General features: G+C 68.7%; 15 protein-coding genes, 1 tRNA gene and 2 pseudogenes. 6 read left to right on the forward strand and 12 right to left on the reverse strand.

The window, feature by feature from the left end; translation table 11 throughout:
* The first annotated feature begins 10 nt into the window (after window positions 1-10).
* Window positions 11-1,351, forward strand: a complete 1,341-nt coding sequence (locus BMZ18_RS10950) for a lysine N(6)-hydroxylase/L-ornithine N(5)-oxygenase family protein (RefSeq protein ID WP_068364804.1) — start codon at window positions 11-13, stop codon at window positions 1,349-1,351.
* Complete coding sequence (locus tag BMZ18_RS10955; protein ID WP_068103290.1) at window positions 1,348-1,593, forward strand: MbtH family protein; 246 nt, start codon at window positions 1,348-1,350, stop codon at window positions 1,591-1,593. Before BMZ18_RS10950 ends, BMZ18_RS10955 begins: the two co-directional genes overlap by 4 nt.
* A gap of 4 nt (window positions 1,594-1,597) precedes the next feature.
* Here the strand turns inward: BMZ18_RS10955 and BMZ18_RS10960 are convergent, their stop codons facing one another.
* The gene (locus BMZ18_RS10960) at window positions 1,598-3,100 is read right to left on the reverse strand and encodes a threonine/serine exporter family protein (protein WP_170851484.1); all 1,503 of its coding nucleotides are present in this window, start codon (window positions 3,098-3,100) and stop codon (window positions 1,598-1,600) included.
* Window positions 3,101-3,398: 298 nt separating this feature from the next.
* Here BMZ18_RS10960 and BMZ18_RS10965 point away from each other — a divergent pair, with 298 nt between their 5' ends.
* Entirely contained in the window at window positions 3,399-4,481 is a 1,083-nt protein-coding gene (locus BMZ18_RS10965) for a GGDEF domain-containing protein (RefSeq protein WP_068364807.1), read from the forward strand.
* A gap of 25 nt (window positions 4,482-4,506) precedes the next feature.
* Window positions 4,507-4,578, forward strand: a tRNA-Thr gene (locus tag BMZ18_RS10970).
* 166 nt (window positions 4,579-4,744) lie between these two features.
* Here the strand turns inward: BMZ18_RS10970 and BMZ18_RS20315 are convergent.
* A pseudogene (locus BMZ18_RS20315) lies at window positions 4,745-4,816 on the reverse strand (ATP-binding protein); the annotation flags it as partial.
* 24 nt (window positions 4,817-4,840) lie between these two features.
* Window positions 4,841-5,200 (reverse strand): Rv2640c family ArsR-like transcriptional regulator, encoded by a 360-nt coding sequence (locus BMZ18_RS10975; protein ID WP_068148290.1) that lies wholly within the window; start codon window positions 5,198-5,200, stop codon window positions 4,841-4,843.
* Window positions 5,201-5,296: 96 nt separating this feature from the next.
* Between BMZ18_RS10975 and BMZ18_RS10980 the strand changes: the two genes are divergently transcribed.
* Window positions 5,297-5,752 carry an ArsI/CadI family heavy metal resistance metalloenzyme gene (locus BMZ18_RS10980; RefSeq protein WP_068148286.1) on the forward strand — a complete coding sequence of 152 codons (456 nt, stop codon included), beginning with the start codon at window positions 5,297-5,299 and terminating at the stop codon, window positions 5,750-5,752.
* A 50-nt stretch (window positions 5,753-5,802) separates the two neighbouring features.
* On the opposite strand, the gene BMZ18_RS10985 is transcribed toward BMZ18_RS10980, so the two are convergent.
* The 7 genes from BMZ18_RS10985 to BMZ18_RS11015 form a co-directional block, all read right to left on the reverse strand.
* Window positions 5,803-6,855, reverse strand: a complete 1,053-nt coding sequence (locus tag BMZ18_RS10985; protein WP_068364810.1) for an ArsO family NAD(P)H-dependent flavin-containing monooxygenase — start codon at window positions 6,853-6,855, stop codon at window positions 5,803-5,805.
* Window positions 6,856-6,892: 37 nt separating this feature from the next.
* The gene (locus BMZ18_RS10990) at window positions 6,893-7,303 is read right to left on the reverse strand and encodes an arsenate-mycothiol transferase ArsC (RefSeq protein WP_068364813.1); all 411 of its coding nucleotides are present in this window, start codon (window positions 7,301-7,303) and stop codon (window positions 6,893-6,895) included.
* A gap of 64 nt (window positions 7,304-7,367) precedes the next feature.
* A complete protein-coding gene (gene arsB / locus BMZ18_RS10995) occupies window positions 7,368-8,471 on the reverse strand; it encodes an ACR3 family arsenite efflux transporter (protein ID WP_068364816.1) in 1,104 nt (367 codons plus the stop codon).
* Complete coding sequence (locus BMZ18_RS11000; RefSeq protein ID WP_139203925.1) at window positions 8,468-8,854, reverse strand: ArsR/SmtB family transcription factor; 387 nt, start codon at window positions 8,852-8,854, stop codon at window positions 8,468-8,470. The genes arsB and BMZ18_RS11000 overlap by 4 nt, the downstream gene beginning before the upstream one ends.
* 338 nt (window positions 8,855-9,192) lie before the next feature.
* Entirely contained in the window at window positions 9,193-9,681 is a 489-nt protein-coding gene (locus tag BMZ18_RS11005; RefSeq protein WP_082895124.1) for a hypothetical protein, read from the reverse strand.
* Window positions 9,682-9,773: 92 nt separating this feature from the next.
* Window positions 9,774-10,334, reverse strand: a complete 561-nt coding sequence (locus BMZ18_RS11010; protein ID WP_068148171.1) for a peroxidase-related enzyme — start codon at window positions 10,332-10,334, stop codon at window positions 9,774-9,776.
* 58 nt (window positions 10,335-10,392) lie between these two features.
* The gene (locus BMZ18_RS11015) at window positions 10,393-11,826 is read right to left on the reverse strand and encodes an MFS transporter (RefSeq protein ID WP_082895125.1); all 1,434 of its coding nucleotides are present in this window, start codon (window positions 11,824-11,826) and stop codon (window positions 10,393-10,395) included.
* Between BMZ18_RS11015 and BMZ18_RS11020 the strand changes: the two genes are divergently transcribed.
* A complete protein-coding gene (locus tag BMZ18_RS11020; RefSeq protein ID WP_068364825.1) occupies window positions 11,811-12,137 on the forward strand; it encodes a hypothetical protein in 327 nt (108 codons plus the stop codon). The genes BMZ18_RS11015 and BMZ18_RS11020 overlap by 16 nt on opposite strands.
* A 70-nt stretch (window positions 12,138-12,207) precedes the next feature.
* Here the strand turns inward: BMZ18_RS11020 and BMZ18_RS11025 are convergent.
* Window positions 12,208-13,107, reverse strand: a pseudogene (locus tag BMZ18_RS11025) (endo alpha-1,4 polygalactosaminidase).
* A 412-nt stretch (window positions 13,108-13,519) separates the two neighbouring features.
* Window positions 13,520-13,642, reverse strand: a complete 123-nt coding sequence (locus BMZ18_RS20185) for a hypothetical protein (RefSeq protein WP_261777241.1) — start codon at window positions 13,640-13,642, stop codon at window positions 13,520-13,522.
* Window positions 13,643-13,714 lie beyond the last annotated feature (72 nt).

Genomic DNA, 13,714 nt, shown 5'->3' on the forward strand with positions numbered 1-13,714 from the left:
GGGTGGACACATGACGGGTGACGACACGCTGGACGTGGTCGGTATCGGCTTCGGCCCGGCCAACCTCGCGTTGGCCATCGCGATCGAGGAACACAACCGGTCCTGCGCCCCCGGCGAGCAGGTGCGCGCGGTCTTCGTCGAGCGGCAGGATGCCTTCGGGTGGCATCCCGGCATGCTGCTCGAGGGCGCGACCATGCAGATCGCCTTCCCGAAGGACCTCGCGACGTTCCGCAACCCGAGCAGCGAGTACACCTTCTTCCAGTACCTGTTCGCGCGCGGCCGGTTGGTCGACTTCGTCAACCACCAGACGTTCTTCCCCACCCGGCTCGAGTTCCACGACTACCTGTCGTGGGCGGCAGACCGCGTGGACGCCGACGTGCGTTACGGCACGTCCGTCACCGCAGTGCGGCGCGTCGGCGACGAGCTCGTCGTGCAGTGCGACGACGGCCGGGTCCTCCATACCCGCAACGTCGCGGTCGGGGCCGGCCTGCAGCAGCGGGTGCCCGAGTGGGCGACTCTCTCGGCGCGGTGCTTCCACAATCACGACTTCCTCGGCCGGATGGCCGAGCTGCCCCGCCCCACGCACGGACGCTTCGCGGTGCTCGGCGCCGGGCAGTCCGCGGCCGAGGTGGTGCAGTACCTCCACGCGCACCACCCGCACGCGGAGGTGCACAGCATCTTCGCGCGGTACGGCTACAGCCCGGCGGACGACAGCCCCTACGCCAACCGCATCTTCGATCCCGAGGCGGTCGACGAGTTGCACCGCGCCCCGGCCGACGAGCGCGCCCGGCTGCTGGCGCTGCATCGCAGCACCAACTACTCGGTGGTGGATCTCGACCTCATCGAGGAGCTCTACCGCACCGAGTACGCCGAACGGGTGAGCGGGCACCGCAGGCTGTTCATGCGCCGCGCGTCCACGATCGACGCCGCCGTCGAGACCGCCGACGGCATCGAGGTCACCGTGCGGGACGGCATCGACGGCATCGCCGACACCCTCGTCTGCGACGCCCTGGTGCTCGCCACCGGATTCCGACCGTCGCCGCTGCGTCCCCTGCTCGGCGACCTGGCTCCCGACGACGACGCGCCGCGCGTCGTCACGCGGGACTACCGGCTGGTCGCAGATGAGGACGGTGACGACGACGGTCGTACCGCCGTCTACCTCCAGGGCGGCACGGAATCGACGCACGGGATCACGTCGTCCCTGCTCTCCAACGTCGCGGTGCGGTCCGGTGAAATTCTCCACTCCGTCCTCGTGCGACGTGGCGGGTCGGCGACGCTTGCTAGGGTCGACCGGACCGCAGACCGTCGGGATCGCCCGGCGCCGACTTTTGCAGTGAGCGAGGCAAGATGAGCACCAACCCGTTCGACGACGAAGACGGACGCTTCTACGTTCTGGTCAACGACGAGGATCAGCATTCCCTGTGGCCGACGTTCGCCGAGGTTCCGCAGGGCTGGCGCGTGGTGTTCGGCGAGGAGAGCCGCAAGGCGTGCCTCGAGTACGTCGAGCAGAACTGGACCGACATGCGCCCCCGCAGCCTGCGCGAGGCCATGGAGGAGGACGCGCGTCAGCGCGCGGAGAACCCCTCCAGCTGATCCGTCAGCGCTCTCCGTCCCACCGGCCGTCCATGGGTTTCCGGTTGCGGATGGGCAGCAGCGATCGCACGGCGTCCGGGCGCTTGATCCGTCGAGCGTCCGGACGCACCACTTTCAGAGACGGGCGACGCAGCGATCCGGCCCGCTCGACGATGCGCGGCCGGCGCAGCGTCCGCGCCCCCCATTCCCCCAGGGTGACTCCACCCGCCAGCGCACCGCCCGTTCCCAGCGCGGCCAGCAGGGCGCTCATGCCCAGCAGCGTCTGATCGCCGAGGAGGGCGAACAGCCCTCGGTAGACCGAGAGGCCGGGCAGCAGCGGCGTGATGCCCGCGACGGCCACGATCAGCGGCGGAATCAGCGCGCGACGGGCGAGCAGACCGCCGACGAAGCCGACCACCGTCGCGGCGATCGCGCTCGAGAGCACGGGGCCGAACCCCACCTGCTGCGCGATCAGGAAGAACAACGCGCCCGCGAATCCGCCGGCGAACGCCGCGGAGAGACCCCGCTGCTCCGCATAGCAGGCCAGGGCATAGAACGCCGACGCCACGGCACCCGCGAGCACCTTCGTCGGCACCTCGGTGATGTCCGGGGGAGCGACGTTGCTCAGCACGGGAAGCTCCGCGCCGAGCAGGGCGGCGAGCCGGAGCGTCGTCGCGACGCCCGCGATGATGCCGCCGGTCATCATGAGGAGTTCGAAGAACCGGGCCGCCGCGGTGATGGGAGCGCCGGTGATGGCGTCCTGCACCGAGCCCACCAGTGACAGACCCGAGAGCAGCACGGTCACTCCGGCCGCGATGATCTGCGACGGGGAGATCGAGATGCCCAGCTCGGCCTGATACGAGTAGAGCGTGATCGCCGGCGCCGAGGCGATGAACCCGCCCACCACCTGCTGGAAGAAGAACGGAAGCCCGGCGCGGTTGAGGACGCGGCCGACCCGGTCGATCACCATCGTGGTGAGGAAGCTGACCACGGCCACCAGCACTCCACCGCCGAGCAGCACCGAGATCGCCGCCGCCATCCCCGCCCAGGCGAGCGTGGCGATCCACCGGTTGTAGGGGTGGGGGGCGGTGATGATGTCGTCGAGTTCTGCCAGGGCGTCCGACGGTGTCGGTACCTGTAGGCGAATCTTGCGCGCGAGGCCGTCGACGGCGGCCAGGCGGGTGAAGTCCATCGACCGGTAGTGGACGATGCGCATGGTGCTCGCCGGCGGCAACGTGGGGCCGCGGTAGGCGCTGATGGTGATCGAGTTGTACGTGACGTCCACGTCGCAGCGGTTCAACCCGTACGTCGCGGCGACGAACTGCACCTGGGCCGCGGTGTCGATGGCGCCGGTGCCCGCCGCAAGCGTCACCTCGCCGACACGGACGGCGAGGTCGAGAACCTCGGCCACGGACGCGTCGTCCGTGAGATCGATGGGCTTGAGCGGGCTCGGAGCGCCCGCCGGGGTGTCGACGATGGCCCGTCGTTCGCCGGTCATCCGGCGCAATGTCGACGTCAGGCCCTGCAGGAACGTCATGCCTCTCTCTCGGCCGTCGAAGGGGTGTGCGGGGGTGATCGCTGAAGGTGCTCTTGCTTGGAGAAGGTACCGGCCCCGCCTGTGTGTTCCCTGGTCCGGGGCGTCGTCTCGGCGCCCGCCGTGACCCGCTCGACGGGGCGGGCTCGGTGACGGTTTCCGGTGCGAAACCCGGACCTGGTACCGAAATGGCTCGGGCCGTTGTTCCGTGTGCTTGAATCCCGAACACGAGACTGTGGTGCGGGTGCAACAGCGCGCCCGTCGGGCGCCCGCGAGGAGAACTGGTGGCGGCGTGAGCGCACTGAGGGACTGGTGGTCGGCGGCGCCCGACTACGAGTGGATCCGCGATTACCATCGCGCCCACCCACTGCTGCGTCGGGCGCCATATGTCACGGCGGCCGGGTGTTTCCTCGTCGCGATCATCGCGGTCGTCCTGGTGTTCTCGCCCGTGGCCAACGGGGCGACCGTGCAGTTGCTGATCGCTGCGGTGAGCGCCGTCGGAGCCGGGTGCTGGTGGGCGCGGGGGACGTTCCCGAGCCGTCGCGGCTCGCTCGCCTTCATCGTCTACGCCGGCGTCGCCATCCCCGTCGGCATTCTGTCCACGCCGCCGAGCACCCTCAGTCTCTACGCGGTCGCGATCATGGTGACCGTCGGCAACTACGTCACCGCAATGCACGACGCGCGGGTGTTCGTGGCGCAGGAGGCGTGGTCGCTCCTCGTGTCCGTGGTGGTCTTCGCCCGAGTGCTGTCCGCCGGTGTCGCACCGGCCCCGGAGGTGGTCGCCACATTCGTCCTGGTACTCGGTTTGCTCTTCACCGCGTCGACTCTCAACCACGTCTTCCTCACGGCGCTGCGGAACGACGCCTCCCGCGCCCTGTTCGACCAGCTGACCGGTCTTCGCAATCGACGAGGGATGCATTCCGCCGTCGAGGCCCTGATGAGGGACCACCGTCCGTCCCACCTGTCCGTCCTTTGCCTGGACCTCGACGCGTTCAAGTCCGTCAACGACCGCTTCGGCCACGCCGTCGGCGACGACGTTCTGCGCGCCACCGCCGCGCGGATCGAGGAACTCAGCCCACCCGGCGCCGTCTCCGCGCGACTGGGCGGCGAGGAGTTCGCCGTCGTGGTGCCCGGCGACGACGCCCGAGCCTTCGCGCGGTCCCTGGTCACCGAGATCCACCGGACGAACGACCGGGCCCCGGTGACGGCGTCCGTCGGCGTCGCCGTCGAGGACGTCGCCGGGTGGGAAGGCCTCTGTCCCACCATGCTCGGCCGACTGCTCGACCGCGCGGACCTCGCCATGTACCGCGCCAAGCGGGACGGGGGCAACAACGTCGTGGTCGACGGGACAGGTGCGACGGACGGGCCGTTATGATGGCCGCGTCCGGTTCGCCGGGCGCGCCTCCTTAGCTCAGTGGTAGAGCACTCGCCTTGTAAGCGAAAGGTCGTCAGTTCAATCCTGACAGGGGGCTCAAATTGCGCGGCTGTCCGAGAAGGACCAGGACCGACGTCTCGAGCTCACCGGAAACTCTCCGCATCAGCAGGTCACGCCAAGGGGCACGGGACGACAGTGGGCACATCACGATGGTAAGCGCCACCTCCAGCTGCTGTCGGCGCTCGGTCCACGTCGAGGGTCCGGTGGACGGTGCGGTCGATCATCGCCGAGGCGATGGTGGCTTCGCCGAACACGTCTCCCCAGCGGGCGAACGGCGAGTCGATCCTCCAGCGGCACCCTCATCGGCAGCACGCAGGGTCCAGGACGGCGCGAAGCGCGTCGAGCGCCTCGGGGCGCGCCGAGTAGTAGACGTTCATGCCCCGGCGTTCGGAGGCCACCATGCCCGCCCGACGCAGTTGCCCGAGGTGGTGGCTGACGGTCGACTCGGCGAGTTCCAGCGCGCCGGCGAGGTCGCACGTGCACATCGCCCCTGCGGTGTCGGTGAGCAGCAAGGACATCAACCGGATGCGCATCGGGTCCGCGAGCGCTTTCAGTCGTACGGCCACCTCGAGCGCGGCATGTTCGTCCATCGGCGCAGCGGAGACGGGTTCGCAGCACACCGGCGTGGTGGTGTCGATGATCGGCAACGTCTTGGGCACGGTCCCGACTCTACAACCTCCTTGACATATATCGAAGACGTGGCGCACCCTATGACGGACAACTATTCGACATATGTCGCAACCCTGGAGGTTCGGATGTCCCGTGCTCAGCTCGCCCTCGACGTCGACGACATCGACACCGCGATCACGTTCTACAGCAAGCTCTTCGGCGTGGCGCCGGCGAAGGTCAAGCCCGGCTACGCCAACTTCGCCATCACCGAACCGCCCTTGAAGCTGGTGCTGATCGAGAACCCCGGCCAGGGCGGCACCATCAACCATCTCGGCGTCGAGGTCGACTCGTCGGGCCGGGTGCACGAGGAGATTGCCCGCCTGACCGGCGAGGGGTTGTTCACCGACGAGGAGATCGGCACCACCTGCTGTTTCGCCACCCAGGACAAGGTGTGGGTGACGGGACCCGGTGGGGAGCGCTGGGAGATCTACACCGTTCTCGCGGACTCCGACACCTTCGGTTCGCAGCCGATCCCGGCGCCCGCACCCAGCGTTCGCGCCGATGCGGCCCCCGCAGGGGCGACGAACACCACCTGCTGCTGACACCGGTCGGCGTCCGCACGGTGCATCGCGCACCCGACACTGGCTACCGCTCAGGTCAGGGTCGAGGTGAGGTGCTCCACCGCATATCGTGCGGTGCGGCCGACGCCGATGAGTGTCGCGGATGCGGGGCCGGTCCAGTCGCCGTAGCCGAGGAAGACCATGGTGGGTTCGCCGGCGGCGTGCAGCCCGTCCATCGCGATGCCGCCGTCAGCGGTGGGCAGGTGCAACGGACGGAGATGTCGTAGCGCCGGCCGGAATCCGGTGCACCACACCACCGCATCGATCCGTTCGACGCCGCCGTCGTCGGTGACGACACCGTCGGTCGTGAGTGCGGCGAACATCGTGCGCGCCCGCAGGGCGCCGCGATCACGGGCGTCCCGCACCGACGGCACCATGACGACATCGCCCAGCCCGGCCACACCGCCGGTGTCGTCACCGGCGGCGAGTGCGCGGGCGCGCCGGGTGGCGACGTCGAACAGCACACGACCGTCGACGTCGTCGGGCAGGAACCGCGGCGGCCGGGTGGTGAACCACAGTGTGTCGGCGACGGTGGAGATCTCGGCGAGAATTTGCGCGGCGGAGTTGCCGCCCCCGACGACGGCGACCCGGCGCCCGGTGACGGTGCCGGGCCCGTCGTACTGCGCGGTGTGAATCTGGCGGCCCCGGAACGATCGCATGCCGGGGTAGGTGGGCCAGAACGGCCGGGACCAGGTGCCGGTCGCGTTGATCACCGCCTCGGCCGACCAGGATCCCGCTGTGGTGTCGATCCGGTACCCGGAACCGTTGCGGCGCACCGCGGTCACGGAGACCGGTCGCCGCACCGGCAGCTCGTAGCGTTGTTCGTACGCGCTCAGGTAACCCACGACGTGCGATCCGGGTGGGAACTCCTGTGACGACGGGGGCATCGGCCACCCGGGCAACCGGGAGTGCGCGGCGGGGGAGAACAGATGCAACGACGGCCAGTGGTCCCGCCAGGACCCACCAGCGGCCGGCTGGTCGTCGAGAATCGTGTACTCGAGGCCTGCTCGGCGTAAGTAGTACCCGGCGGCGAGGCCTGCCTGACCGCCGCCGATGACCACCACCCGGGTTCGGGCGGTGGTCATCGGGTTCGTGCCGTCGGTGTGCGGTGCGGTGATGGCGTCAGTCCCTCAGGCGGGCAGCGAGTTCGTCGACGCGGGCGGCGATGTCGTCGCGCACCAGGCGCATTCGCTCGATGCCCTCGATCCCCCGCGTCGAGGGCTCGTCGGTGTGCCAGGTCAGGTAAATCGGTCCCTCGACCGGGTCGACGGTTGCTTCGGTGCCGAGGGTGATCACGTAGTCCATCCGCGCCAGCAGGTCCGGATCGATCGGCTTGGGGTACTCGCCGGTCAGGTCGACCCCGACCTCGAGCAGCGTCTCGGCGGACAGTGCATTGACCGCGTTTCCGGGGGCGGTGCCGGCGGAATGCACCTCGACGTCATCGCCGGCGGCCTTGCGCATCAGCCCGGCGGCCATCTGCGATTTGCCGCCGTTCTTCACGCAGACGAACAGCACACTGGGTGTGTCGGACATGGGGGACTGCACCTTTCGGGTGTTCAGCGGCGGAAGTGCGTCAGGTGTGCGCAGTGCTCGGACATCACGATTCCTTGCTCTGGGATACCGGCGCGATCGGCGAGGAGGTGAAACGCCTGCGGAGAGCGAGAGAGACGTACACCAGGCCCACTAGGACAGGTACTTCGATCAACGGTCCGACGACGCCGGCGAGGGCCTGGCCGGACGTGGCGCCGTACGTGGCGATTGCGACGGCAATGGCGAGCTCGAAGTTGTTGCCCGCCGCGGTGAACGCCAGGGTGGTGGTTCGCTCGTAGCCCAGGCCCATCGCTGCGCCGAGTGCGTATCCGCCGCCCCACATCACCGCGAAGTACACCAGCAGCGGCAGTGCGATACGGACGACGTCGAGGGGCTGGGAGGTGATGCGGTCGCCCTGCAGGGCGAAGAGAACGACGATGGTGAACAGCAGCCCGTAGAGTGCCCACGGCCCGATCTTCGGGATGAACGAGGTCTCGTACCAGTCGCGGCCCTTGGCGCGTTCCCCGAAGTGGCGCGAAGCGAATCCGGCGATCAACGGGATGCCCAGGAAGATCAGGACGGACTTCGCGATCTGCCACGGCGATGCCTCGATGGTGGTCTGGTCGAGGCCGAGCCAGCCGGGGAGAACCGAGAGGTAGAACCAGCCGAGGACGGCGAACATGACCACCTGGAAGACCGAGTTGATCGCCACGAGGACGGCTGCGGCTTCGCGGTCGCCGCAGGCGAGGTCGTTCCAGATGATGACCATCGCGATGCACCGGGCGAGCCCGACGATGATGAGGCCGGTGCGGTACTCGGGCAGGTCGGGAAGGAACAGCCAGGCGAGGGCGAACATCAACGCCGGTCCCAAGATCCAGTTCAGGGCAAGGGAACCGAGCAGGAGCTTCTTGTCGCCGGTGACGGTGTCGAGCCGGTCGTAGCGGACCTTGGCCAGCACCGGGTACATCATGATCAGCAGGCCGATCGCGATGGGGAGCGAGACGCCGTCGACGGAGATGGACGACAGCGCGTCGTCCATCCCCGGAACCAAGCGACCGAGCAGCAGTCCGAGGACCATCGCGACGCCGATCCAGACCGGCAGGAAACGATCGAGCGTGGACAGCTTGCCGACGACGGCGGGGTGGACGGCGGTGTTCGCCGCGGTGCTCACGCCGTCACCAGCCCGGTGTCGGAGACGTCCGAGTCGTCCGCGGTGGGATCTGCAGCGGCGAGCACCGCCGACAACTGTTGCAGCGCAGCGGGAACGACCCAGTAGTAGACCCAGGTTCCGCGGCGCTCGCAGTCCAGGAGGCCGGCCTCGCGAAGCACCTTGAGGTGGTGGGAGATGGTCGGCTGCGACAGGTCGAACGAGCCGGAGATGTCGCAGACGCAGGCCTCGCCGTTCTCGTGGCTGGCCACCAGGCTCAATAGGCGCAGACGGGCCGGGTCGCCCAGTGCCTTGAACATCCGCGCGAGATCACCGGCCCAGTCGGTGGTCAGAGGTTCGCGGGTCAGCGGTGAACAGCATCCGCCGCTGGTCGCTGGGACGGCCACGGTTTGCTTCGACACCCGTCTATATTGACGATTGGTGAATCGACGGTCAAGTGCATCGACGCTCTCGGGCCCGAAGCCACTCGACCCGAGGGTCTTTCGTTGCCTCCGTCGATGTCCCTCGTCGCTGACGAGGCCGCACTGCTGCGCGCGACGATGACGTCGTGAACATCGTCGATCGCGACGATCCCTGCGGAGCGACAGGAGCGAAGCCCCATGGCATCGAGACGCATCGTGGTCGCCACTGCCAGCCGTCACGGCGCCACCGCCGAAATCGGTGAGCGCATCGCCCGCGTCCTCGTCGACGAGGCCAGCTCGGGTAGGCGGTTCCGCACCCCGCGTCAGCCTCGCCGCCGCAGGACGAGGTACCGCAGCCCGAACGAGCCCATGGCCACGACGAGCACCGACGCGAGCGCCACGGAGGCGGGCATGTCGAATCCGGTCAGTGACACCACGGTCGCCGCCGTTCCGGTGACGAGCAAGACGTCGGTGAACGCTCCGCTCGCCGCGCGGTCGTGCCGGACGCTCTCGATCGACCGATCGGGATCTCGCGGAGCGCCGGAGATCGTGTTCCTGTCGACCGCCACCACCCAGGCCAGGCCGGCTGCGGCCCAGCCGAAGGCGAACGCCATGGCGAGCTGTCCGACGCCGGCGGGAGTGCCGATGGAACCGGTGTCCACGACGACGACCGCGACGACCACCGCGACGACGACACCGATGGGAACCGCCAGCCACAGGGCGGACAGGTGATGGGAGCCGACCGTCGTTCGGCCCCAGCGACTTCGCGATGCGTCAGCTGTCGATGCGGTGTCGATTCCCGGATCGTCCACCGCGGTTCTCTTCGCTCGGTGTCACGTGTGCTCGACGCGTGCCGACAGGGTCGCATGTCAAGCGTGCTTGACACAAGGGGACGGCGTCGAGCTCACCGGCCCATCGTGTGGAACTCGGCGTTGGGCACGACCCCGGTCAGATGTGCGAGACGGTTCGACGCGGCGAAGAACGCCGTGATCGCACCCACGTCCCAGATCTCCTCGTTCGAGAGACCGGCTGCTCGAGCGGCGTCGACGTCGTTGTCGGAGAAGCGTTCCGGTGTCCTGGTCAGAGCGAGCGCCACATCGACGATGGCGCGCTCCCGATCGGTCAATCGCGCCTGCTCCGGATTGGTGGCGACCCGGTCGGCGATATGAGGATCCTTCGTCCGTACCCGGAGGATGGCGCCGTGGGCGACCACGCAGTACACGCATCGGTTGGCCCCGGAGGAGGCCACCACGACCAGTTCTCGCTCGGCCTTGGTGAGCGGCCCGGGCTGATCCATCAGAAGATCGTGATAGTCGAAGAATGCTCGCATCTCGTTCGGTCGGTGGCCGAGCGCGCGAAAGATGTTGGGCACGAACCCCGATTTCTCGACGATCGGGTCGATCCGCTCCCGGAGGTCCGCGGGAAGTTCGCCGATCTCGGTCAGGGGGAAACGGCTCTCGTTCATGGGACCTCCGGTGGTGCGACGTTGGGGCACTGTGTACGTGAACGGTAGAACAGCCGTCTCAGTGCTCGCCGGCATCGTCGCGTTGGCCGGCGGGGATTGCCCGCATGATCAGCCACGCGGCGCCGCCGGCCACGACCATCAGGCATGCCGCGACGGCAGACGTGAGGACCACCCCGCCGGTGAAGGCGTTCGCTGCCGAGTCGAGCAGTCCGTCGGCCCGGGCGGTCGGCAGTCGGTCCGCCACGGTGCGGGCGCCACCGAGAGTCTCACTCGCCGCCGACGTGTCCAGCCCGGCGCTGTCGGGCGTGACGACGTCGGCGCGGTACTTCGCCAACAGGATCGCGCCGAGCACCGATGTGCCGGTGACGGCGCCGATCTCGTAGGCCGTCTCCGAGATCGCGGCCGCTGCACCGGCCTTCTCCGGAGGAGCCGTCGACAGGATCATGTCGTTGGAAATGGTCTCGGCCACTCCGATACCTCCACCGAGGACAGCAAACGCGATCACGAAGGGCCACACCGCTGTCGGCTCGGCGAACACCGCGATCGTTCCGTACCCTAGCGCCGCCAGGGTCATTCCTGCGGAGATGATCACCGCCGGCCGCAGTACCCGCGCCAGGAGCACCGCCAAGAGACCGGCGGCGATCATCGCCAGAATGCCCGGCACCAGGCGAAGCCCTGCCTGCATGGGGCCCAGCCCGACGACGAGCTGGAGGTGTTGCGAAACGAAGTACAGGAATCCGACGAGCGCGAAGATCGAGAGCAGGTTGACCACCACGGCGCCGGCGAACGCGGGCACGGTGAACAGGCGGACGTCGAACATGGGGTCGGGCCGCCGGAGCTGACGGCGGACGAACAGCCACACGGCCAGCGCGCCGATCACTGCGGGCACGGCGGTTCCCGACCAACTTCCGCCGTTCGCCGAGTCCTTGATCGCGTACACGATCGGGGTCAGCGCGAGCAGGGACAGGGCGATGCTGACCGCGTCGACACGTGCGGGGTGCGGATCCTTGGATTCGGGCACCAGAGCGGGTGCGAGCAGCAACAGGGGAACGAGAAGGGGGACCGCGAACAGGAACACCGAGCCCCACCAGAAGTGCTCCAGCAGAAACCCGCCGACGACCGGTCCCATGGCGGCTCCCGCGCCGATGGAGGCGGACCAGATCGCGATGGCCAGGCGGCGCTCGGATCGATCGGTGAACAGATTGCGCAGCAGAGACAGGGTCGCGGGCATCAAGGTGGCACCGAACAGGCCGAGGCCGACGCGTGCTGCGATCAGGATCTCGGCGGACTGGGAGTAGGCCGCGACGACGGATACGGCGGCGAAGCCGGTCGCGCCGACGAGAAGCAGTCGTCGCCGTCCGATGCGATCGCCCAGGCTTCCCATCGCGACGAGGAGCCCTGCCAGAACCAGCGGGTAGGAATCGATGATCCAGAGTTGTTGCGTCCCAGTAGGTTGCGGCCGAGGACGTCCGACGGATGCGAGCGCACCCAGAGGGCGCTGCGGTCTATCACCTCCGCACCTCGACGTTCCACGACACTCCCGTCGACCGCGCCGTGGTGGCCACCATGCGCCTCAGTCAGGGGTCGAATGCGGTCGCGCAGCAGACCCTCGCGCGAATTCGGCAATCCTGGCTCGACGTGTTGAACGAGCAGATCGCCGATCCTGCCGTGGCGGAGGCCGTCCTTCTCATGGGGGACGGCCTCTACTTCGCCGCGGCCTCGACCGGACCGTACGGCCGGCCCCCCGACAACATCGACGCGCTCGTCGAGGTCGCGCAGAGGCTCGTCGACGCTCGATTCTGACGTGTGGAACGTGGACGGTCAGCTTTCGACCGAGGAGTCGACAGTCCACGACACAGGGCAGTCAGGAGCGTCAGCTGTCGAAGACGTAGGCCTCGTCGTCGGGCTTCACGAGGTCGTGATCGCGCAGGATCACCGAGAGCGCAGGGTCCGTGTCCGCGCACGCCATGTCGAAGGAGTCACGACCCAGCTCGTCGGTGTACTCGATGTCCAGGACGACATCGTAGTGCTCGGTGTAGTCGGCGCATTCCTCGAACTCGATGCAGGACTCGGTGATCGCGAAGTCGTATCCCGCGCTGCGGAGCTAGCCCGCCCGGTCGGCCGTGTTCTTCTGGGCGATGGCCAGGCCGGCCCGGTGAGCGGTGTCGGCGAACAGCCGTGCCAGGGCCAGGTTGTCGTCGGCGCTCAGCATGTCGTTCGAGCGGGTGTAGGAGTCGAGGTTGTCGATCTCCACCGCCTTGTAGCCGTCGTTCCGGCATTGCTCGATCCACGGAGCGACGACGGCCGCGAGGGCGGAACGCTTGGCGTCGGTGGAGGTGTCGTAGACGTACTCGTCCGGCCACCCGAGGTCCACCAGCGGCTCGCCGTCGACCCGCAGCACCAGATCGGGATTCGCGTCGGCGAAGGACTCGGACTCCGCCGGCTGCGTCTGGAAACCGTTGACGTAGCAGATGTCGTACCCGGCGTCCGCGGGCCGATCGGTGCGGTCGCGGGCGACCACCGTCACGCCGGGCGGCGGGGGATACCCGCCGCCGAGCTGGTAGTCGAACGCGGAGCCGGGGAGCGGCAGCGTGACACCGCCGTGGCCGACGACAGAACTGCCGGCAGTGCCGGTGGTGTCGGCGGTGACGGTGTCGTCGCCCTGTCCGGCGTCCGCGTCGTCGCCGAGGGAACACCCCGACACGGAGACGAGCAGGCAGGCGGAGACGAGCAGGACAGCACAAGAGAACGGGCGGAGCACAGCGCCTCGCATTCGGTTCGGATGCCCCGCCTCGAGCTGCTCTCTGGCGACCGGTGCAGACGCGCGGTCTGCTGGACCCTCCGATGACGGTCGGAGTTTAGCCTCCGACCGCTGCGGCGTCGCGGGATCCCGTGGTGACCGCCGAGGGGTGCCCGGTCGCGTTCGAACGGGACGAGGTGCCTGCCCGCCGTAGAGAGGCGGCGAACGCGGTGTCGAGGACCCGGTCGGGGACGAAGTTCCCCTCCGCGATCGTCGTTGCCGCACAACGCATGTGCGACGAGTTCCTCGTCCTCGTGGTCGACGCCCTCGCCGAGCGGAACGCGCAGCGCTGCGCGGCGGTGCTGCTGACCGGCGCCCACGGTGCAGGCGGTCTGGAGTCGATTTGTCAATCGTTCGATCCTGATACCTGTACCTACGCTCGACGTCAGGCGAACGCGAGCCGATCCGCGAGCCCGGCCTCGCGGAAACGCGCCACGAGGTCGTCTGCACCTTCCGTGAAGTGGCTCCACCCCTCGTAGTGCGTCGGGACGATCGTGGCGTTCGGCATCAGCGCCGCTGCCCGGGCGGCGAGTGCGCTGTCGAGCGCACAGAAGTCCCCGCGTCACGTCGGGGGCACGCG

Origin of the sequence: Rhodococcoides kroppenstedtii, from assembly GCF_900111805.1 — a bacterium.
Taxonomy (GTDB): Bacteria; Actinomycetota; Actinomycetes; order Mycobacteriales; family Mycobacteriaceae; genus Rhodococcoides; species Rhodococcoides kroppenstedtii.